Origin of the sequence: Xanthomonas sp. CFBP 8151 (assembly GCF_011761885.1) — a bacterium.
GTDB classification, from domain to species: domain Bacteria; phylum Pseudomonadota; class Gammaproteobacteria; order Xanthomonadales; family Xanthomonadaceae; genus Xanthomonas; species Xanthomonas arboricola_B.
On sequence record NZ_JAASQZ010000001.1, the window covers coordinates 661,689 to 682,505 of the forward strand.

19 protein-coding genes and 1 pseudogene are annotated in these 20,817 nt (G+C 68.2%); 4 read left to right on the plus strand and 16 right to left on the minus strand.

The genetic code is table 11. The features are described 5' to 3' along the window. Nucleotides 1-64 precede the first annotated feature (64 nt). From csrA to FHT08_RS02850, 6 genes and pseudogenes are all read right to left on the minus strand, one after another. A complete protein-coding gene (gene csrA / locus FHT08_RS02830; protein WP_166774224.1) occupies nucleotides 65-268 on the minus strand; it encodes a carbon storage regulator CsrA in 204 nt (67 codons plus the stop codon). A gap of 598 nt (nucleotides 269-866) precedes the next feature. Further along, nucleotides 867-1,718, minus strand: a complete 852-nt coding sequence (locus tag FHT08_RS02835; RefSeq protein WP_166774225.1) for a universal stress protein — start codon at nucleotides 1,716-1,718, stop codon at nucleotides 867-869. Nucleotides 1,719-1,728: 10 nt separating this feature from the next. Further along, nucleotides 1,729-2,511 (minus strand): efflux transporter outer membrane subunit, encoded by a 783-nt coding sequence (locus FHT08_RS20170; RefSeq protein WP_343204124.1) that lies wholly within the window; start codon nucleotides 2,509-2,511, stop codon nucleotides 1,729-1,731. Between the two features lie 6 nt (nucleotides 2,512-2,517). Further along, on the minus strand, nucleotides 2,518-3,240 hold the full coding sequence (locus FHT08_RS20175) for a TolC family protein (RefSeq protein ID WP_343204125.1): 723 nt from the start codon (nucleotides 3,238-3,240) through the stop codon (nucleotides 2,518-2,520). A gap of 356 nt (nucleotides 3,241-3,596) precedes the next feature. Then, nucleotides 3,597-6,755 carry an efflux RND transporter permease subunit gene (locus FHT08_RS02845; protein ID WP_166774226.1) on the minus strand — a complete coding sequence of 1,053 codons (3,159 nt, stop codon included), beginning with the start codon at nucleotides 6,753-6,755 and terminating at the stop codon, nucleotides 3,597-3,599. Between the two features lie 12 nt (nucleotides 6,756-6,767). After that, nucleotides 6,768-7,904 (minus strand): annotated as a pseudogene (locus tag FHT08_RS02850) (efflux RND transporter periplasmic adaptor subunit). A gap of 114 nt (nucleotides 7,905-8,018) precedes the next feature. Between FHT08_RS02850 and FHT08_RS02855 the strand changes: the two are divergent. Beyond that, nucleotides 8,019-8,630, plus strand: coding sequence for a TetR/AcrR family transcriptional regulator (locus FHT08_RS02855; RefSeq protein WP_166774227.1), 612 nt, complete (start codon nucleotides 8,019-8,021; stop codon nucleotides 8,628-8,630). Between the two features lie 171 nt (nucleotides 8,631-8,801). On the opposite strand, the gene FHT08_RS02860 is transcribed toward FHT08_RS02855, so the two are convergent. Further along, nucleotides 8,802-9,437, minus strand: a complete 636-nt coding sequence (locus FHT08_RS02860) for an NAD(P)H-dependent oxidoreductase (RefSeq protein ID WP_343204126.1) — start codon at nucleotides 9,435-9,437, stop codon at nucleotides 8,802-8,804. Nucleotides 9,438-9,451: 14 nt separating this feature from the next. Further along, nucleotides 9,452-10,519 carry an LLM class flavin-dependent oxidoreductase gene (locus tag FHT08_RS02865; protein WP_166774228.1) on the minus strand — a complete coding sequence of 356 codons (1,068 nt, stop codon included), beginning with the start codon at nucleotides 10,517-10,519 and terminating at the stop codon, nucleotides 9,452-9,454. A gap of 228 nt (nucleotides 10,520-10,747) precedes the next feature. Between FHT08_RS02865 and FHT08_RS19885 the strand changes: the two genes are divergently transcribed. Continuing rightward, nucleotides 10,748-11,293 (plus strand): MarR family transcriptional regulator, encoded by a 546-nt coding sequence (locus tag FHT08_RS19885; protein ID WP_208408813.1) that lies wholly within the window; start codon nucleotides 10,748-10,750, stop codon nucleotides 11,291-11,293. A gap of 258 nt (nucleotides 11,294-11,551) precedes the next feature. Here the strand turns inward: FHT08_RS19885 and FHT08_RS02875 are convergent, their stop codons facing one another. The 8 genes from FHT08_RS02875 to FHT08_RS02910 all read right to left on the minus strand — a co-directional run bounded on the left by FHT08_RS02875 (nucleotide 11,552) and on the right by FHT08_RS02910 (nucleotide 18,664). Next, nucleotides 11,552-12,022 (minus strand): cupin domain-containing protein, encoded by a 471-nt coding sequence (locus tag FHT08_RS02875; protein WP_166774760.1) that lies wholly within the window; start codon nucleotides 12,020-12,022, stop codon nucleotides 11,552-11,554. A 163-nt stretch (nucleotides 12,023-12,185) separates the two neighbouring features. After that, nucleotides 12,186-13,415: an aldo/keto reductase gene (locus FHT08_RS02880; protein ID WP_208408814.1), complete on the minus strand. Its 1,230-nt coding sequence runs from the start codon at nucleotides 13,413-13,415 to the stop codon at nucleotides 12,186-12,188. A gap of 82 nt (nucleotides 13,416-13,497) precedes the next feature. Beyond that, nucleotides 13,498-14,178, minus strand: a complete 681-nt coding sequence (locus tag FHT08_RS02885) for a nitroreductase (protein ID WP_166774230.1) — start codon at nucleotides 14,176-14,178, stop codon at nucleotides 13,498-13,500. A 91-nt stretch (nucleotides 14,179-14,269) separates the two neighbouring features. Next, a complete protein-coding gene (locus FHT08_RS02890) occupies nucleotides 14,270-15,262 on the minus strand; it encodes an aldo/keto reductase (protein ID WP_166774231.1) in 993 nt (330 codons plus the stop codon). 112 nt (nucleotides 15,263-15,374) lie between these two features. After that, on the minus strand, nucleotides 15,375-16,238 hold the full coding sequence (locus FHT08_RS02895; protein ID WP_166774232.1) for an oxidoreductase: 864 nt from the start codon (nucleotides 16,236-16,238) through the stop codon (nucleotides 15,375-15,377). A gap of 45 nt (nucleotides 16,239-16,283) precedes the next feature. After that, nucleotides 16,284-17,021, minus strand: coding sequence for an SDR family oxidoreductase (locus FHT08_RS02900; protein WP_166774233.1), 738 nt, complete (start codon nucleotides 17,019-17,021; stop codon nucleotides 16,284-16,286). 42 nt (nucleotides 17,022-17,063) lie between these two features. After that, nucleotides 17,064-17,660, minus strand: a complete 597-nt coding sequence (locus tag FHT08_RS02905) for a flavodoxin (RefSeq protein WP_166774234.1) — start codon at nucleotides 17,658-17,660, stop codon at nucleotides 17,064-17,066. A 14-nt stretch (nucleotides 17,661-17,674) separates the two neighbouring features. After that, nucleotides 17,675-18,664 carry an aldo/keto reductase gene (locus FHT08_RS02910; RefSeq protein WP_166774235.1) on the minus strand — a complete coding sequence of 330 codons (990 nt, stop codon included), beginning with the start codon at nucleotides 18,662-18,664 and terminating at the stop codon, nucleotides 17,675-17,677. A 265-nt stretch (nucleotides 18,665-18,929) separates the two neighbouring features. Between FHT08_RS02910 and FHT08_RS02915 the strand changes: the two genes are divergently transcribed. After that, nucleotides 18,930-19,823 carry a LysR family transcriptional regulator gene (locus FHT08_RS02915; RefSeq protein WP_166774236.1) on the plus strand — a complete coding sequence of 298 codons (894 nt, stop codon included), beginning with the start codon at nucleotides 18,930-18,932 and terminating at the stop codon, nucleotides 19,821-19,823. A 46-nt stretch (nucleotides 19,824-19,869) separates the two neighbouring features. Then, on the plus strand, nucleotides 19,870-20,769 hold the full coding sequence (locus FHT08_RS02920; protein ID WP_166774237.1) for a LysR family transcriptional regulator: 900 nt from the start codon (nucleotides 19,870-19,872) through the stop codon (nucleotides 20,767-20,769). The last annotated feature ends 48 nt before the right edge of the window (nucleotides 20,770-20,817 follow it).

Sequence of the window (20,817 nt, forward strand, 5' to 3'; positions counted from 1 at the left end):
TGACAGCAGTTAAAGGGCAGCCGTACCTTGCCAGACCTCTTGGCTTGCCTGCCACTTCGCGTCTCTACTTGGATCGCGTTCCCTTTGTTTCCGTGGGCAGGGCAATGTGCTCATGAATGCGCTGGTAGATCTCTTCGCGATGTACTGCGATGTCCTTCGGTGCAGCGATTCCGATTCGCACCTGGTGTCCTTTGACGTCGAGCACAGTGACCGTGACGGTGTCTCCGATCATCAAGGTCTCACCAGTACGTCGGGTCAGAATCAGCATCGGCACGCTCCAAGGTCAGCGAGCTATCGTGGGTTGGCACAGGATGATTGAACATGTTATGCACGTCCGTTGCGCGCAGTGCGATCTGGCGCGCTTCGTGCGCTAGAGTCTGCCAGCTTTTCCGAGAACCGGCCTCTCGGCCTGCGACGATGGCGCGGTAGCAGTGGCCACCGCGCCATCGTCGCGTCATCGGCTTGGCAGTTCTTCTATCTTGGCTTGGCCTCGGTGCCGGGCTCGAATGGCGCTGGCGCCGCCCATGCAGCCCAGACCCAGCGGCGAGACGTCCAACGCACCCAGTCTGCGGCGGCGCACGTCGGGCGACTGCGCGCCGACGGGGGGCGCGGCCGGGTTTGCGGCCGGGGATGCCGTCGGGAGCAGCGCCGTGGCGGCGATGCCCATGCCGGTCGTGAGAACGCTGCGACGGCTCATGCCAGTTCGGTTTTTCATCGGGTCAAGGTCCCTTGCAGGGTGGGTGCGCCACAGTCCGTCCGATCGGATGCAGCACGTGGATGTCCGCAGACCCGCAGACCTTTCCGAACTGTAGTCGCTCGCGCGTACCGCGATCAGTGAGTTCCGGCTTCACAGATTTTTATACGGGCTACATCGACAACAACAACGGAACCGGCACTTCGTGCAGCAGCGTTTCCGTCACGCCTCCGACCAGGCGCTGGATCATGCGCGCATGGCTGTAGGCTCCGATGACCAGGAGATCGACGTCGGATGCAATCGCATGGTCGAGGATCGCGTCGGCGACAGGCGAGCCATCCGAGGCGATCCGGTCGACGACGACGTCCGTGTTGTGGCGTGCGAGATAGGTGGCAATGTCCGAGCCGGGTTCCGACCCATGCTGTCGTGGATGCCGGTCGGCATCCACGATCAGGACGATCACGGACTCGGCGTTGGCGATGAACGGCATGGCGTCGGTGATGCCGCGACGGGCTTCGCGGCTACCGTTCCACGCCAGCATGACCCGTTCGCCGATGTAGTCGTGATGCGAGCTCTCGGGAATGATCAGTACCGGTATGCCGCTGGCGGCCAGTATGTTTTCGGGCAGCCAGGAAGCCGGCCATCCCGAGGGCAGGGGATGACCCATGACCACGAGGTCGCAGTGCAGCGAGTGCGCGACGATGCTCTGCTCGACGTGGTCGCTCCATATGATCCTGAATTCCGCGCTTATTCCATGCTTTCGAGAAAGCTCGGCGATATGCCTGCTGATGATCAGCGCCTGCTCTTCGCGATGACGTGCGATCCTGCTGGCCACGTCGTGCATGGCGGCAGTGCCGCGCACATAGCTGCCGTCGGAAGGTCCTGAAGAGGATGCCCGGTATATCCCGATCAGATGCGCCCCATGCAACTGGGCAAGCGCGGCTGCGCGATTGACGAGTCCGGAGGACGTCTGGTGCTGGGTCTCTCCGACGATGAATGCGATGCTTTTCAGGTTGGTCAACACGCGAGCGGCCTCAAGGGTGGGTGGGAAGCGTGTGCCTGGGAGGATTCGATGTCGCAGTGAATGCGTGCCGGACCGTGCCGCCCGGATCGTCGGGGCCCAAGGACGTCAGTGCTACGGAAAAGTCGCCGCCCAGCGCCTTGTACAGCGTGACCAGATTCGACTGCCGGGCAAGGCGTATCCCGATCCAGTTCTGCTGTGCGGCATACAGGGTGCGTTGGGCGTCGAGCACTTCGAGATGGCTCGAAACACCGTTCTCATAGCGCGCGCTCATCAGGTCGTAGGCGCGCTGCGCGGCTTCAACTTGTCGTTGCTGCGCGGACGTTCTTCCGTCCAGGGCCGCATGCACTGCCAGCGCATCGGCGACCTCGCGGAATGCCGACTGGATCGCGCGCTCGTACTCGGCGACGGCGATGTCGCGCTCGATCTTGGCCACCTTCAGATTGGCGCGCAGGCGACCGCTGTTGAAGATCGGAAGATCGATCCGTGGAACGAAGCTCCATGCCCGGTTCCCGCTGTCGAACAGGCTGGACAACGAGTCGCTAGCGCGGCCGACACCGCCGGTCAGCTGGATGCTGGGGAAGAACGCTGCGCGAGCGGCGCCGATGTTCGCGTTGGCGCCGATCAGCGCATGTTCGGCCGCCAGGATGTCGGGTCGGCGATGCAGCAGGTCCGATGGCAGGCCTGCCGGAATCTCCTGCTGCGACAGCATCGATTCCAGCGTTGCCGTCGGGCGGAGCTCCGGCGGCAGCGGGCTGCCCACGAGCAGTTCCAGGGCGTTGCGGTCCGACGCCACGAGGCTTTACAGTTCCAGCATCCGGTCCCGTGCGCTCTCCAGTTCGGCCTCGGCCTGGCGCAGGGCGAGCTCGGAACTGTTGCCGATCTCGAGCAGCTGACGTTGCAGGTCGTATGCCTCCTGCCTGCCCTGCAGCGTGCTGCGCGCCAGCGCCAGTTGCTCGTGATCGGCGGCCAGGTTGAAGTAGGCATTGGCGACTCCGGCGATCAGGCCGAGTTCGACGGCGCGATGCGCGGCATTGGTCGCCAGGAAGTCTTGCAAGGCCTGGTCCCTGAGGCTGCGCAGGCGTCCGAACAGGTCCAGTTCCCAGGAGGCGATGCCCAGTTCGGCGCTGTAGACGCGGCTCACCATCGAGACGCCTGTCGCCGAGATCGACGCCGGCGTGCGTCCCGAGTCGCCGGCCACGCCCACGCCGATGTCGGGACGCAGTTGCGAGCGCTGGATGCGGTACTGGGCAAGGGCGCGCTCGACGTTGAGCGAGGTCACGCGCAGGTCGCGGTTGTTGTCCAGCGCCAGTTGCACCATCTGCTGCAGTTCGGGCGCGGCGAACAACCACTGCCAGGGCAGATCGCTTCGCGCCTGGGAGTCGCCGGGTACCGGTTGCGTGGGCCATTGCGCCGCGATCGGCGTTTCGGGCCGTTCGTAGTGGGGCGCCAGGGTTGTGGCACAGCCGGCGAGTGCCACGGCCAGCACGCTGGGGGCCAGCCATCGGAAAGAGGCAGGCGGCAAGCGCAGGAGTTTTGGAACAGTTCGGAAAGGACGCTCGGCGGACTGCCCCGGAGCGAGAAGAGGCGGTTCGCGTCGTCCACCCCTGCCTGCCACGGCGAAGGCATGTCCGGCGTCGCGTGCGGTTTCGAAGATGCCGAAAGGAAGGCGTCCTGCCTTCTCTTCGGCAGGGTCGTCACATCGGACGACCGGATCCTCCGTTGCGGAGGCATGAGCCAACCGGAAGGGGGCCGGTTGGATTGACCCGCCATCGCTTGGGGACAGCGAAGCGGGACACGCCGGTGGGAGTCCTTCCCCGGTGGCGTGCGTGGCGGCGGACGACACCTGGTCGGCTGCAACCGGAGGGGTCGATGCAGGATTCACGGCGAGCCCTCCGTGACGGACGCTGCGTGTTGCTCGTTGGCAGCATCCCGCCGCTTCTTCTGGAACAGCTGCATTACTACTACGTAGAACAGGGGGATGAAGAAGATCGCCAGGAAGGTCGCCGTCACCATGCCGCCGATCACGCCGGTACCGATCGCGTGCTTGCTGCCCGAACTGGCGCCGCTGGACACGGCCAGCGGGATCACGCCCATGGTGAAGGCCAGCGAGGTCATGATGATCGGCCGCAGTCGCAACCGCGCCGCCTCGGTCGCCGCCTGGACCAGGCTGCGTCCCTCGTTCTCGTACAGATCCTTGGCGAACTCGACGATCAGGATGGCGTTCTTCGCCGCCAGCCCCACCGTCGTCAACAGGCCGATCTGGAAGAACACGTCGTTCTCCAGTCCGCGCATCAACGTCGCCGCCACGGTGCCGATGACGCCGAGCGGTGCGACCAGCAGCACCGACAGCGGCACCGTCCAGCTCTCGTAGAGCGCGGCCAGGCACAGGAACACGGCGATGATCGAGAGCGTATAGAGCGCGGGGGTCTGCGCGCCGGACAGGCGCTCCTCGAACGACAGGCCGGTCCACGCGACGCGGGCGCCGGCGGGCAGTCCGGCGGCGATCTCCTCGATCGCCGCCATCGCGTCGCCGGAACTGTAGCCGGGGGCCGGTTCGCCGAGGATTTCCGCCGCCGGGACGCCGTTGTAGCGCTCGAGCTTGGTGGCGCCGTAGACCCATCGCCCGGTGGCGAACGAGGCGAAGGACACCATGCGTCCCTCGGCGTTGCGCACGTACCACTTGTCGAAGTCTTCCGGCGCCATGCGCGAGCCGGGCGTGCCCTGGACGTACACGCGCTTGATGCGGTCGCGGTCGATGAAGTTGCCGACGAAGGACGAGCTCCAGGCCGCGGTCATCGTCGTGTTGATGTCGCTCAGGCTGACCTGCAGCGCGCGCGCCTTCTCGTCGTCGATGCGCACCTCGTACTGCGGCTCGTCCTCCTGCCCGTTGGCGCGCACCAGCATCAGTTCGGGTCGCTGGGCGGCGGCTTCCAGCAACTGCCGGCGCGCCTGCACCAGCTGTTCGTGGCCGCTTCCGCTGAAATCCTGCAGGAAGAAGTTGAAGCCGGTCGCGTTGCCCAGCTCCATGATGGCGGGCGGGGCGAAGGCCAGGACGGTGCCGGCCTTGATCTGCGCGAAGCGCTGCATGGCCCGCCCGGACAGGTCGAACACGCTGTCGTCGCGCTCGCTCCAGTCCTTGAGCTTGACGAACGCCAGGCCGGATCCCTGGCCGCGGCCGGCGAAGTTGAAGCCGCCCACCGAGAACACCGATTCCACCACCGCGGACTCCTCTTCGAGGAAGTACTCGGTCACTTCGGCCAGGACGCGGTCGGTCTGCTCCAGCGACGCGTTGGGCGGCATCTGCACCTGGACCAGCATCACGCCCTGGTCCTCGTCGGGCAGGAACGAGGTCGGCATCAGCGGGAACAGCAGGGCCAGGCCGCCGACGATCAGCGCGAACACCAGCATGTAGCGGCCCCGTCCGGCGAGCATCCGCGAGACGCCGCGCTCGTAGCGGGTGGCGCTGCGGTCGAAGCTGCGGTTGAACCAGGCGAAGAACCGGCCCAGCGGGCCCTTGGGCTGCGCATGTTCCTTGGACGCAGGTTTCAGCAAGGTGGCGCACAGCGCCGGCGTGAAGATCAGCGCGACCAGGACCGACAGCCCCATTGCGGTGACGATGGTGACCGAGAACTGCCGGTAGATCACCCCGGTGGAGCCGCCGAAGAAGGCCATGGGCACGAACACCGCCGACAGCACCAGGCCGATGCCGACCAGCGCGCCGGAGATCTGGTCCATCGACTTGCGCGTGGCCTCCAGCGGCGAGAGCCCTTCATCGTGCATCAGGCGCTCGACGTTCTCGACCACGACGATGGCGTCGTCGACCAGCAGGCCGATCGCCAGCACCAGGCCGAACATGGTCAGCGTGTTGATGGTGAACCCGAACGCGGCCAGCACGCCGAAGGTGCCCAGCAGCACCACCGGCACGGCCAGCGTCGGGATCAGCGTGGCGCGCCAGTTCTGCAGGAACAGGTACATGATCAGGAACACCAGCGCGATGGCTTCCAGCAGCGTCTGCACCACGCCCTTGATCGACGCGTTGACGACCGGGGCGGTGTCGTAGGGATAGACGACCTTGACCCCCGGCGGCAGGGTGGGCTCGAGCTCGGCGATCGTGGCGCGGGCGGCCGCGGTCGCGTCCAGCACGTTGCCCCCGCTGGTCAGGCGCATCGCGATGCCGGCGCTGGGCTGGCCGTTGTAGGCGACGCTGAAGAAGAACGTCTCGGCGCCCAGCCCGACCTCGGCGACGTCGCGCAGCCGCACCTGGGCGCCGTCGGGCTCGACCTTGAGCAGGATCTCGCCGAACTGCTCCGGGGTCTGCATCAGGGTCTTGCCGATCACCGTCGCGCTCAGTTCCACGGTGCCCGCGGTGGGCCGGCCGCCGATCTGGCCGGACGAGACCTGCACGTTCTGTTCCTGGACCGAGGCGATGACGTCGCCCGGGGTCAGGCCGTAGTTGTTGAGCTTGAGCGGATCGAGCCAGATCCGCATGGCGTTCTGGGTGCCCAGCACCTGGTAGTCGCCGATGCCCGAGGTGCGCGAGATCGGATCCTGCAGGCGCGAGACGATGTAGTCGCCCAGCGCGAACTCGTCCAGGCTGCCGTCCTCGGAGACCAGCGCCGCCACCAGCATGAAGTTCTGCTGGAACTTCACCACCCGGACGCCCTGCTGCTGGACTTCCGGCGGCAACTGCGGCGTCGCCAGCGACAGCTTGTTCTGCACCTGCACCTGGGCGACGTGCGGGTCCACGTCCTGCTCGAAGGTGACCACGATGGTCATGCTGCCGTCGGAGTTGCTTTCCGAACGCAGGTAGCGCAGGCCGTCCAGGCCGCTGAGCTGCTGCTCGACCACCTGGACCACGGTGTCCTGCACGGTCTGTGCCGATGCGCCCGGATAGTTGGCGGTGATGGAGATCGCCGGCGGCGCGATGTTCGGATACTGGTTGACCGGAAGCGAAAGAATCGCCAGGGCGCCGGCCAGCATGACGATGATGGCCAGAACCCAGGCGAAGATCGGCCGGTCGATGAAGAAACGGGACATGGGGGCGTTTCCTCAGTTGGCCGCAGCGGCGGGCGCCGCCTCGGCTGCGGCGGTCGCGGCGGCGGTTGCGGCCACCGGCGTCACCTCGGCGCCGGGCCTGGCGAGCTGGACGCCATCGACGACGATCCGCTCGCCCGGTTCGAGGCCCGCACCGATCAGCCAGCGATTGCCCAGCGTCCGTTCCGTCTCCACGTGGCGCAGCTCGACCTTGTTGTCGCTGCCGACAACCAGCGCGGTGGCCTGGCCGACGTTGTTGCGGGTGATGCCGCGCTGGGGGACCAGCAGGGCCTGGTTGCGGACGCCCTCCTGCAGTTGCGCGCGCACGAACATGCCCGGCATCAGCAGCCCGTCCGGATTGGGGAACACCGCACGCAGCGTCACCGCGCCGGTGCCCTGGTCGACGCTGACCTCGGAGAACTTCAATGCGCCGGCATGGGCATAGGGACGGCCATCCTCCAGGGTGAGCGCCACCTCGGCGGCATCGTCGCCGGCACGCTGGATGCGGCCGCTGGCCAGCCCTTCCTTCAGGGCCAGGATCGCGGTGGAGGGCTGGGTGATGTCGACGTAGATCGGATCGAGCTGCTGGACGGTTGCCAGGGGGGCGGCCTGGTTGGCGGTCAACAGCGCCCCCTAGGTGACCGACGAACGGCCGATGCGCCCGGAGATCGGCGCGATGATGCGGGTGTATCCCAGATTGATCCGCGCCGCGTCCGCGGCGGCCCGGGCTTGGAGGTACTGCGCGCGCGCGTCGTCGCGGTCCTGCTGGCTGATGGCGCGGGTTTCGATCAGCCGGCTGTAGCGCTCGTCGAGCAGGCGCGCCGCTGCCAGGCTCGCCTCGGCCTGTGCCAGCGTGGCGCGGTAGGGGGCCGGATCGATCTGGTACAGCACCGCTCCCTGTCCGACCTCGCTCCCTTCCTCGAACTGGCGCCGGAGCAGGATGCCGCCGACCTGCGGACGGACTTCGGCCACCAGATACGGGCTGGTGCGCCCGGGCAGTTAGGTGGTCAGTGCCACGTCCTCGGGCTGCAGGGTGACGACCCCGACCTCCGGCGGTGGCTGCGCCTGGGCGGCGTCCTGACTGTTGGAGGAGCAGGCTGCGAGCGAGAGGGCCACCGCGGCGGCGGCGACGAACTGGGTAGTTGGATTCATTGGGCACGCACGGGTGGGAGAGAAGGCAGTCCAGAATAGACTGAACGTTCACTCTAGTGCGTTTACAGTAGAGTCGCAAGCATCGCGCAAGGCATCGACGGAGGGACGAGAATCATGGCGAAAGACAGTGCCGAGCCGGGCAAGGGCGAACTGCGCCGCGAGCGCCTGCTCGACGCCGCGGCCGAGTGCTTCCGCAAGGAGGGCTTCCACGGCAGCAGCATCGCGCGGATCTCGCAGATGGCCGGCATGAGCCCCGGCCACATCTATCATTTCTTCGCAAGCAAGGAGGAGATCGTCGAGGCGATCGCCGAGCGCGAAGAGCACGAACTGTCGGAAATCCTGCGCAGGATGGAACAGGACCGCGATGGCGGCGATCTCGCCGACCGGCTGATCCGGCAGGTGCCGGATACCATCGCCCGCAATGGCGACCCGTCGCGCGTCGGCCTGTCGCTGGAACTGGCCGCGGAAGCCGCCCGCAATCCCGCAGTGCGGGACATCCTGCAGCGATCGTACGGAAGCGTGCGCCAGCAGTGCCTCCCGCAGGCGCGGCGGATGGGCGTGCCGGAGGGAATCGACGATGCGGAACTGCGCCTGCGCATGTCGGCGATCAACGCGCTCTTCCACGGTGTGACGCTGCAGGGCGTGGTCGATCCCATGCCCGACAAGGAAGGCATGGCCCGCCTGATCAGCCAGGTGGTCCGCTTCATCCTGGACGACGCCGACTGACGGCGGTGTGCGTTCGAACGGGTTCCGGGCCTGGACGGGAATTGGCCGTGTACTGACGTGTGCCGGCGCCGGAACGTCCGAGGCGGCGGGGTCCGGCGGTCTCAGTCCGCGGGCGAACCGCTCCCGGACTCTCGTGTCCCGTCACGCCAATGCCCGGCCCGGGTGCGCGATTCACTCGGCTGTGGCGTGCGACATCGCGCCTCCATGCGCGGGCGCGCCGCGCGCGCAGAGCGCGGCCGCAAGCTGGGACGCGGCCCGTTCGATGCGGTCGAGCACCGCAGGGTCGGCGATCCGGCCATCGACGAATTCGCCTTCTGCCGCATAGATCGACGTCGCGACAGTGGCGGCAGAAAAGAAGCCGAACAGGGGGCGCAATTGATGCTCGGGAACGAGCGCATGCCGGTGGCCGCCTCCGGTTGCACCGATGACGACCGGCTTGTCGATCAATGCGCCGGGGTCCACGAGATCCATCAAGTGCTTGAACAGGCCGGGATAGGCCGCCTTGTGGACGGGCGTCACCACGACGAGCGCATCGGCGCGCTCCACGGCATCCACGACCGCGCCTGCCCGCCGGTCCAGTGCGTCGCGGGTGAACGCAGCGCCGAGGCCGCTCCCGGCATCCACCAGATCGAGCACCTCGATTTCCGTGAAGACCTTCCCGACGAGCCGCGCGGCGATGGCCTCGCCCAGCGCGCGCGACTTCGACGGACGGCGCGTGGATCCGGAAAGGACCAGCGTCCGCGGCCCGCCGGGGACAGGCGGGGAACGGACTGCGTGGCCGCCGCTCGCGGACCCGTCCAGCGCCACTGCGCCCTCCGGATTCAATGTGCGGCGTGCGCGTCGCGCACCGGCCCGATGCCGAGGGCCTCGGCGATCAATGCGTGGGAATGGCGCCGGGCCTCCTGGTCGGGCAGGATGCTCTGCAGCATCAGCTCGGTGGCGCCGCTCTGCTCGATCATCTGCAGCAGCTGGCCGCGCAGGGTGGCGGGGCTGCCCGCCAGTTGCCGGGGCCAGCGGCCGTCGACGATGCGCGAGGGCTCGTCGCGCTGGCTCGGGGTGAGTTGCTTGGCGGCCTCCTCGATGGTGGGCACCTCCACGGTGCCGCCGGCACGCGCCAGGTTGGCGTAGACGGCGCGCGTGGGCCAAGTCATGCGATGCGCTTCCTCGTCGGTGTCGGCGGCGAAAATGCTCATGCCCAGCATCGCCTGCGGGGTCTGCAGGCCGTACTGGGTCGGCCGGAACGCCTTGCGATAGGCCTGCAGCGCCTGCGCGGCGATGTCCGGATTGATGAAGCCGGCGAACGAATAGCCCACGCCCAGCGCCGCCGCCAGGCCGGCGCTGCTGCCCGAGGAGCCGAGCACCCACGGGTCCGGACGGGCATTGACCGTGGGCATCAGCCGGACCTTGCTGAACGGGTGGTCGGCGGGGAAGTCGCGGTGCAGGAAGGCCAGCACCTCCTGGACCTGCTGGTCGAAATCGTTTGGCGGCGCGGCATCGCGTTTGCGCCGGAGCGCGGTATCCACCAGCTGTCCCGCGGTGGCGCGTCCCAGCCCCAGGTCGAAGCGGCCCGGCGCCAGCGTTTCCAGCTGCAGGAACAGCTCGGCGACCTTGAGCGGGCTGTAGTGGTTGAGCAGGATCGCGCCCGACCCGATGCGCAGGCGCCGGGTCTCGCGCGCCACCACGCCCATCAGCACTTCCGGTGCGATGGAGGCGACCGCGTCGATGGCGTGATGCTCGGCCAGCCAGAAGCGATGGAAGCCGTGGGCCTCGGCATGCCGGGCGGTGGTCAATGCCTCGTTGATGGCGTTGTGGGCGGTGGTGCCGGTCGGCACGGTGGCCTGCTCGACGATCGAGAGTCTGACTGCCGGAATATTGCTGTTGCCCGCCATGGGGTGATCTCGCCTTTCTGGTGATGTTGTAGATTCACCGCGCCGCAGGGCCGGCCTGGGGGCGTGGGCGGTAGAAATCGCCCGGGTGCCGTGTTCCGGCAGGATGTCCGCCGCGATGAAGGTTGGTTTGAATAAACAAACTATTTCGGCGAGACTACACGCGCGCCGGATGCACTGTCAATCCACTTGGTTTTGACAAGCAAACTATCAACGACAAGGTGATGCAGGGTGGCAGAGACAACAGGTGACACCGTTCGGGCGCGGCAGACACGCAACGCCAAGTCCATTGCGGGTGACATCCGGCGGTTCGAGCGTTCGCTGGCCGCCCTGACCCGGCTGCTGGGGCAGCGCCTGATCCTGGGCGACATCGCGGCGCGCTGCGGGTACAACCTGCCTCCCGCCTCATGGGCGCTGCTCGAGTACCTGGATTCCCGGGGCGCCATGCGGGTCTCGGAGCTGGCGCTGTGCTATGGCGTGGACGTCTCCTCGGTCACCCCGAGGATCAAGTCGCTGGAGAAGCTGGCGTTGATCGATCGTGGCACCGAGCCGGCCGATGCGCGGGTGTCGGTGATCAGCATCAGCGCGCAGGGGCAGGCGGCGCTGGAGAGCGTGCATGCCGCGCAGAGCGAACTGATCGCGGGGACGATCGCCGAGGCGGGGATCGACCCTGCGCCGGTCTCCGGCGCCGCAACGCTTCTGGAGCAGTTGGTCGCGCAGATCGATGGCGCATTGGCCCGGCGCGACGCCGGGGGCGGGAGCGGAGCCGCCGATTGATATCGAGCCTCCGGGGTAACGCGCCCGACGCCGGGATCCCCGGTCGGGCAGCGGAGGTCGGGTCTCGACCCGCCATCGCGTGGACTTGCCTGGCGCTTGTCTCGGCAGATGAAGCAGATCCCTCGCTGCGCTCGGGACGACGGACGGCTGTCTGCAGGCACTCCTGGAGTGCGCCTTTCGCCCCGTGAATTGGGCGAAGAACATGTTTTCTTCGGCCCCTTTGCCGGGGGCCGAAAGTGCAGGGCGCAGCGAGCGGGTTCAGCGCGTGTACTGCTCGTCCGAGACCTTCTCCATCCATTCCACCGATTCGCCGTCCAGCGCTTCGGCGATCGCGATGTGGCTCATCCCGGTGGTGGGCGCGGCGCCATGCCAATGCTTGACGCCCGGCGGGATCCAGACCCTGTCGCCTGGACGGATTTCCTGGCGGGGGCCGTCCCACGACTGGACGAAACCAACGCCCGCGGTGACGATCAGCGTCTGCCCCAGCGGGTGCGTGTGCCAGGCGGTGCGCGCGCCGGGCTCGAAGGTGACAGTGCCGCCGCCGACCCGGGCGGGCGCAGGGGCGCGGAACAGCGCGTCGACGCGGACCGAGCCGGTGAAGTTGCTCTCCGGTCCAACGGCGGAAGGCTGCGAGCCCACGCGGGTGACGCTGATCGCGGGGGCCTCCTGGGCAGATGCCGTTGAAGACAGCATCGTCATTGCGAGAGTCATTGCAGCAAGTGGCTTCATTGCGTTTTCCTTCATGGAGCCTTCCGGGGAAGGGGGTAGCTCTGTCATGACTTGATCGGCGGCTTGGCTATACGATCCTGCCATCGGCGACACGTGCGCAGCGGTTGTCCATCGTGATCGAAGCTGCCGGCGGCATGGGGGGCCTGATGCCTCTCCGTCGCGCTCAGCGCTTCGGCGGTGCCTCGACGCCCGACATCTGCAGCACGCCCGCGGGCAGCCGCTCGCCCTGGATCGGGACCGCGGTCACGGCCGCATTGAGTTCGGCCAGTTCCTCGCCGCTGAAGGTGATCGCGGCGGCGCCGAGGTTCTCCTTCAGGTGGGCGATCCTGGTGGTGCCGGGAATCGGCACGATCCACGGCTTCTGCGCCAGCAGCCAGGCCAGCGCCAGCTGGGCCGGGGTGGCGTTCTTGCGCTGCGCCCAGTCCTTGACCACCTCCACCAGCGCCATGTTGGCGGGCAGGTTGTCGGGGGCGAAGCGCGGCACCGCGGCGCGGAACTCGCGCTGGCCGTCCTCGACGAAACGGGTGTCGGCGGTGATCGTGCCGGCGAGGAAGCCCATGCCCATCGGACTCCACGGCACGAAGCCGATGCCCAGTTCCTCGCACACCGGCAGCACGTCCGTCTCCGGCCCGCGCCAGAGCATGGAGTACTCGTTCTGGATCGCCGCCAGCGGATGCTCGGCATGGGCGCGTCGGATGGTCTGGATGCCCGGCTCGGAGAGGCCGTAGTGCAGCACCTTGCCTTCGGCGACCAGGTCCTTGATCGTGCCGGCCACGTCCTCGATCGGCACCTGCGGATCGACGCGGTGCTGGTACAGCAGGTCGATGCGGTCGGTGCGCAGGCGCTTGAGCATGCCCTCGACCACCTGCTTGATGTGTTCGGGCCGGCTGTCCCGGCCGCCGCGCGCCTGGGTCTGCTGTGGATCGAAACTGAAGCCGTACTTGGTCGCGATGACGACCTGGTCGCGCATGCCCTGCAGGGCTTCGCCGACGACTTCCTCGGACAGGTAGGGGCCATAGGCTTCGGCGGTATCGAACAGGGTGACGCCGGAATCGACGGCCGTCCTGATCAGGTCGATCGCGGTCTTGCGCTCGATGGTGCTGCCATAGCGGTCGGACACCGATCCCTCGACCGCCGCGGGCACCCACTGGCAGCCCAGGCCCAGGCTGGAGACTTCGAGGGAGCCCAACCTGCGGCGTTGGCTGGCCGGCAGGATGCCGGCGGTGGCGGCGTTGCCGGTTCCAGCTGGTTGCGCCGGTTGCGAGGCGGCGTCGCCGCCGGCCGGCGACGACGGCGCGCTGCAGGCCGAGAGCAGCCAGGGGGCCACGCCGAGGGCCGCGGCCGTCGCCAGCAACTGGCGGCGCTGCGGATTGACTGGCGCATGGCCGTGCATGTCGTTGTTGTCGTTCTTGGGCATGAGGCTGGGCTCCTGGGTTCTCGAGGGAAGGGGGCCACGGCGACGGCCGTGGCCTGGTTCATTCGTGCCACACCACGCTTTCCTCCAGCCGGACGCGGCCCTCGCGATAGCCGGAGGAAGGATGGGAACTGTCCGGCATCCCGAAGGAGATACCGAACAGCAGCTTGAAATCGCCCGATACCCCCAGCGCCTGGCGTACGGTATCGGCGAAGAAGCCGAGGATGGTCTGCGGCACGCCCGCATAGCCGCGCGCGGCCAGGGCGAGCAGGAAGGTCTGCGCGTACATGCCGACATCGGACGCCACGCGGACGTTGTCGCCGACCGCGGGCATGAACAGGAAGGCCGCATGCGGCGCGCCGAAGAACCTGACGTTGCGTTCGACCACGTCGGCCCGGGTCAGGGCATCGCTGCGGGCCACGCCGAGCGCCCGGTAGTACCGTCCGCCCTGCTCCCTGGCGCGCGTCCGGTAGACGCCCGGGTAGTCGTCCGTATCGAAGCTGAAGTCGAAGCTGTAGTGCTCCGCGGCGAGCGCCTCGACCAGGGTCGCGCGCAGTTCAACCAGCCTGTCTCCACCGACGATGTGGACCTGCCAGGGCTGCGTGTTGCAGTTCGACGGCGCGTACTGCGCGTCCGTGAGGATGTCCTCCAGCACGTCGCGGGGAATCGGCGTGGGCAGGAATCCGCGCACGGAATGGCGCGACCGCACGACCTCCTGGAATGACGGGGAACACGGCTTCATCTTTCCTGCATCTCCAATCCTTCCAGTGATTCTTCGCGGCGATGGTGTCCCGGCATTGCCACCGCCGGTTGTCCGTTGCCGGCCCTCCAGGTCAGAGCCCGGTCATCTTGAGCGCGGCTTCCGGCAGGCGCTCGCCTTCCACCTTGATCCTGGCGACCTCGGCATCGAGCTGGGCGATGTCCTGCGGCTCCAGGTCGAGCGTGACCGCGCCGATGTTCTCTTCGAGGCGACTGAGCTTGGTGGTGCCGGGAATCGGTACGATCCAGGGCTTCTGCCCCAGCAGCCAGGCCAGCGCCACCTGGGCGGGCGTGGCGCCCTTGCGGTCGGCGACGGACTCGACCACCTTGACCAGCGCCATGTTGGCCTTGCGTGCTTCCACAGAGAAACGCGGCACGTGGTTGCGAAAATCGCTCGGGTCGAACGTGGTCTTGTCGGTGATCTTGCCGGTCAGGAAGCCGGCGCCGAGCGGGCTGAACGGCACGAAGCCGATGCCCAGCTCTTCCAGTGCCGGCAGCAGTTCCGCCTCCGGCCCGCGCCAGAACAGCGAGTACTCGCTCTGCACCGCCGTCAGCGGCTGCACGGCGTGGGCGCGGCGGATGGTCTGCACGCCGGCCTCGGACAGGCCGAAGTGCTTGACCTTGCCCGCGGCGATCAGCTCCTTGACCGCGCCGGCCACGTCCTCGATCGGCACCGCCGGGTCCACGCGGTGCTGGTACAGCAGGTCGATATGGTCGGTGCGCAGGCGCTGCAGCATCTTCTCGACCGCGCGCTTGACGTGCTCGGGACGGCTGTCGGTGCCGGGGCCGCGCGCGCCGGTCTCCGGATCGATGTCGAAGCCGAACTTGGTGGCGATGACCACCTGGTCGCGGATCGGCTGCAGGGCCTCGCCGACCAGTTCCTCGTTGGCGAAGGGGCCGTAGGCCTCGGCGGTGTCGAACAGGGTGATGCCGCGATCGTGTGCGGCGCGGATGAGCCTGATCATCTCCTGCTTGTCGGAAGTCGGGCCGTACACGGCGGTCATGCCCATGCAGCCCAGGCCGAGGGCGGAGACTTCGAGGTCCTTTCCGAGTGTGCGCGTTTTCATTTCGATTCCTTGGGTCAGTGTGGATTGTCGTTGCGGCCGGCATTTCCGGTGGCCGTGGTCCGCATCGTGTTCCCGCAGCGCCTGGAACAGGCCGGACGGGTGTTCGGCCCGCTCACGTGTAGCCGGCGGGTACCGAGCCTTGCCCTGCGTCGGGGAAGTCGGTGCGCGTGCTCACGCCGGCCCATTCCCCGATTTCCTCGAGTTGGGCCTTGACCTCGGCGGTGACGATCCGGACCGCATCGCTGCCGAGCAGCAGCCGCACCGGCAGTGTCCCGCCCTCGATCAACTCGACGAGCACGCGTGCCGCCCGCGCCGGGTCGCCGGGCTCGGTGCCGCTGGTCTTGTCGTTCTCCTTGCGGCGCAGGCCGGCCGTTGCGGCGTAGTCGGCGATCTCCGTCGCCGAGCCGTGCAGCGAACGCCCGGCGAAATCGGTCCGGAACGCGCCCGGCTCGACGATCAGCACGCCGATTCCGAGCGGGCCGACTTCCTTGCGCAGCGCGTCGGACACCCCTTCCAGCGCGAACTTGGCCGCCGAGTAGTAGCCGGAGCCGGGCGCGGCGAGGCGCCCGGCGATCGAGGTGACGTTGACGATGGTGCCGCTGCGCCGCGTCCGCATCGCCGGAAGCACTGCCTTGATCATCGAGACGGCACCGAAGAAGTTGCTGGCGAACAGTCCGGCCACCTGGTCGTCTTCACCCTCCTCGACCGCCGCGCGATAGCCGTGGCCGGCATTGTTGACCAGCACGTCGATGCTGCCGAAGCGCTCCTCGGCCCGCTTGACCGTGCGTTCCACGGCATCCTGGTCGGCCACGTCGAGCGCGGCCGCCAGTGCGGTCTGCGGGTAAGCGGCGACGATGTCCTGCACCGTGGCGGGATTGCGCGCGGTGACCACGGCGTTGAAGCCCGCCTTGAGCACGGCCTGCGCCAGATGGCGACCCAATCCGCTGGAGCAGCCGGTGATCAGCCAGGTTTTCATGATCTTTCCTCCTGAATCAGGGTGCCCGCACGCCGATGTCCAGAGTCAAAGCTCCTGGCTCGTGGGCCGGAACAGGATTTCGTTGATGTCCACGTCTTCCGGCTGGGCGATGGCGAACAGCGCGCAGCGTGCGAAGCTCGAGGCGGGGATGGCGGTGGCGGCGTAGAACTGCGCGACGCCCTCGGCGACCCCTTGTGCCTTGACCGAGCCGGGCAGTTCGGTATCGACCGCGCCCGGCGAAAGAATGGTGGTGCGGATGTTGTAGGGCTTGACCTCCTTGCGCAGCGCCTCGGAGATCACGCGCACGGCGTACTTGGTGGCCGAGTAGATGGCGCCACCGGCGCTGATCGTGTGGCCCGCCACCGAGGAGACGTTGATGAACTGGCCGCTCTTCTGTTCCTTGAAGTGGGGCAGCGCCGCGGCGATGCCCCAGAGCACGCCCTTGATGTTCACGTCGATGCACTGGTTCCAGTCATCGAAGTCCAGCAGTTCCAGCGGCGCCAGCGGCATGATCCCGGCATTGTTGATCATCACGTCGATCCGGCCGAAGGTCGCCACCGCGTGGTCGACGAAGGCCTGGACCTGCTCGCGCTCGCTCACGTCCACCTTGAAGACGGTGGCCTTGTCGCTGCCCAGTTCCTCGGCCAGCGCTTCGAGCCGGTCCAGCCGGCGCGCGCCGAGCGCGACCTTGGCACCGGCCTCGACCAGGTGGCGGGCGGTCTCGGCGCCCAGGCCCGAGCTGGTGCCGGTGATGACGACGATCTTGTTTGCGACGTTTTCCATGGGGATGTCCTTTTCTTGAGTTCGGTGGGGTGTGGCGGGCGGCTACTGCGCGGCCTCGACGCCCTCGAGCCAGTCGTTCACCTGGTCCATCGTGCGCCGCTCCTGGTCGGCCTCCATGACGAAGCCCCGGCGCAGGCGCGCCTGGGGCGCATGCCGGGCGAGCACGGACTGGCTGCTGCCCAGGCCGTAGCCGCCGTGGGTGACGAAGGGGATCAGGGTCTTGCCGGCGAGATCGTGCGCGGACAGGAAGGCGCGGATCACCGGCGGCGCGGTCTCGCCCCAGATGGGGAAGCCGAGGAACACGGTGTCGTAGCCGGCCATGTTGGAAACGCGGGCCGCCAGCGCCGGTTCGTAGCCGCTGTCGCGTTCCTTGCGCGCCTGCTCGACCGTCTGCAGGTAGTCCTCGGGGTAGGGCGTGGCGGGGCGGATCTCGAACAGGTCGGTGCCGAGCCCGCGGTGGATCAATCCGGCGATGACGTGGGTATTGCCGGAGCGTGAGAAATAGGCGACCAGCGTCGACGATCCTGTCTGCCGCGTGTCGCCGCTACCGTCGGGCGCTGCCGCGGCGCAGCCCAGGGGGGCCGCGGCCAGGGCGGCCATCATCGCGCGGCGGAGCGGATCGTGGGAAGGCGTCGTCATGGGTCGCTCCCGGGTCAGCGCCCGACCAATGCCTGCATGGCCGGGGCGTAGCGGTCGCCCTGTATCTGCACCTGGTGCAATGCGTCGGCGATCCGGGCGAGGTCGGCCCCGGACAGCGCAATGGCGGCCGCGCCGAGGTTCTCCTCCAGCCGGTGCAGCTTGGTGGTGCCCGGGATCGGCACGATCCACGGTTTGCGCGCCAGCAGCCAGGCCAGCGCGATCTGTGCCGGCGTGGTGCCCTTGTCGGCGGCGATGCGTCCCAGCAGGTCCACCAGCGCCTGGTTGGCCTCGAGCGCCTGCGGCGAGAAGCGCGGCACGCTGCTGCGGAAGTCGTCGCTGCCGAACGTCGTGCCGGCCTTGATGGTGCCGGTCAGGAAGCCCTTGCCGAGCGGGCTGAACGGCACGAAGCCGATCCCGAGTTCCTCCAGCGTCGGCAGGATCTCCTGTTCGGGCTCGCGCCACCACAGCGAATACTCGCTCTGCAGCGCGGTGACCGGCTGCACCGCGTGCGCGCGGCGGATGGTCTGCACGCCGGCCTCGGACAGGCCGAAGTGCCTGACCTTGCCCTCGGCGATCAGTGCCTTGACGGTGCCGGCGACGTCCTCGATCGGCACCGCGGGGTCGACCCGGTGCTGGTAGAGCAGGTCGATCGTCTCGGTGCGCAGGCGCCTGAGCGAGCCTTCGACCGCCCGGCGGATGTGCTCGGGGCGGCTGTCCAGGCCGAATGGCTTGTCCTTGTCGCCAGCAGTGAAACCGAACTTGGTGGCGATGACCACCTGGTCGCGCACCGGCGCCAGCGCCTGGCCGACCACGTCCTCGTTGAGGAAGGGGCCGTAGACCTCGGCGGTATCGAAGAAGGTCACGCCGCGATCGACCGCGGCGCGGATCAGCGCGATGGCCTGCGCGGTATCGGTGGCCGGGCCGTAGGCGTGGCTCAGGCCCATGCAGCCCAGGCCGAGGGCGGAAACTTCCAGCCCGTTCTGTCCCAGTGTGCGTGTTTGCATCGTCGGTTCTCCCGTACCTGTGGAGCGGCATCAGGCCGTTGCCTGCGGCATGCAGGGCAGCGCGTCGATGACGAGCGGAGCCGGGTGGCGGTTGCCGTTCCGGCTGCCGGACAAGGCGGGGTGGCGCACCCCGGCAACCTTGGCTGCCTTGGCTGTCCGGACCCGCCCAGCATCCGGTCTGCCGTGTATCGCGGTCAATGTAGCGGGCGCTTTCCGAGACGACTAGATGGTAAAATCGGCAAAGACTTTTGAAGCTGCCTCATAAATGCCGAGAGAGCGCTACAACGACCTGCTGGCGTTCATCGCCGTGGCGCGAGAGCGCAGCTTCACCCGCGCGGCGGCGCAGCTCGGCGTCTCCCAATCCGCGCTGAGCCACATGGTCCGGGCGCTCGAGGCGCGGATGGGCGTGCGCCTGCTGATGCGGACCACGCGCAGCGTCTCGCCGACGCAGGCCGGCGACCGGCTGATGCGCAACGTCGCCCCGCTGTTCCAGGAGATCGCCGGCGAGCTGGCCTCCGTGGGGGAACTGCGCGACAAGCCCGCCGGCACGGTGCGCATCACCGCCATCGAGGACGCCGTCGACAGCATCATCTGGCCCAGGCTTCCGGCGCTGCTGGAAACGTATCCCGACATCAAGGTCGAGATCGACTGCGAATCGCGCTTCGTCGACATCGTCGCGGAGCGCTTCGACATGGGCGTGCGCCTGGGCGACGGCGTGGCCAAGGACATGACGGCGGTGCGCATCGGCCCCGACATCCAGATGGCGATGGTGGGCGCGCCGGCCTATCTTTCCAGGCGCCGGGCGCCGGCGAGGCCGCAGGACCTGGTGGATCACGACTGCATCAACCTGCGCCTGATGAGCCAGGGCGGCCTGTATGCGTGGGACCTGGAGAAGGGCAGGCAACAGGTGAGCGTGCGCGTCGAGGGGCGGCTGGTCTTCAACGGGATCAGGCAGATCCTCGCCGCGGCGCTGTCCGGCTGCGGAATCGGCTATGTCCCGTTCGCGCTGGCCGGGCCGCATCTGGACGCCGGGCGGCTGGTGCCGGTGCTCGAGGACTGGTGGCCGGCCTACCCGGGCTATCACCTCTACTACCCCGGCAGCCGCCAGCCCTCGCGCGCGATGTCGGTGCTGATCGAAGCGCTGCGCTACCGGCCCTGAGCCGCGAAGGCCGGGATCGCCGGCCGCCGATCGAACGAGGACACCGATGCCCATTGAAAGCTTCAACGACGCGCTGGCCTTCGTGCACGTGGTGCGCGAAGGCAGCTTCACCCGCGCGGCAGCGCTGCTGGGCGTGTCGCCGTCCGCGCTCAGCCACGCCATCCGCGGGCTCGAGGGCCGGCTCGGGGTGCGGCTGCTCACGCGCACGACGCGCAGCATCGCCACGACCGAAGCGGGGGAGCACCTGTTCTGCAGCGTGGCGCCGCGATTCGAGGACATCGACGCGGAACTGAGAGCCGTGCGGGAACTGCGCGACAAGCCGATGGGGACGATCCGCATCACCACGGCCGAGCACGCGGCCAACAGCCTGCTGTGGCCGAAGCTGTCCAGGGGCCTGCGCGACTATCCCGAGATCAACGTCGAGATCACCGTCGACTACGCGATGGCCGACATCGTGTCCCAGCGCTATGACGCCGGCGTCCGCCTGGGCGACCAGGTGGCCAAGGACATGATCGCCGTGCGCATCGGCCCCGACCAGCGCATCGCCGTCGTCGGCACGCCGAGGTACTTCGCCGATCGGCCCGTTCCGCGCACGCCGCACGATCTGCTTCGGCACAACTGCATCAACCTGCGGCTTCCCACCCACGGCGGGCTGCTGCCCTGGGACTTCGAGAAGGAGGGGCAGGAGGTCAAGCTTCGGGTCGCGGGGCAATGGGTGTTCAACAACAGCTCGTCCATCGTGCGAGCCGTGCTGGCCGACCAGGGCCTGGCCTACGTTCCGGAGGACCTGGTGCTCAGGCACGTTGCCGCCGGGCGGCTGATCCGGGTGCTGGACGACTGGTGCGACACCTACACCGGCTACCACCTCTACTACCCCAGCCGCCGCGAATCCTCGCGCGCGCTGGCCGTCGTGGTCGAAGCCCTGCGGCATCGCGACGAGCGTTGATCCGGCCCGCGGATGGGCGCAGGTCAGGGCCGCGCCCCGGCGTGCCAT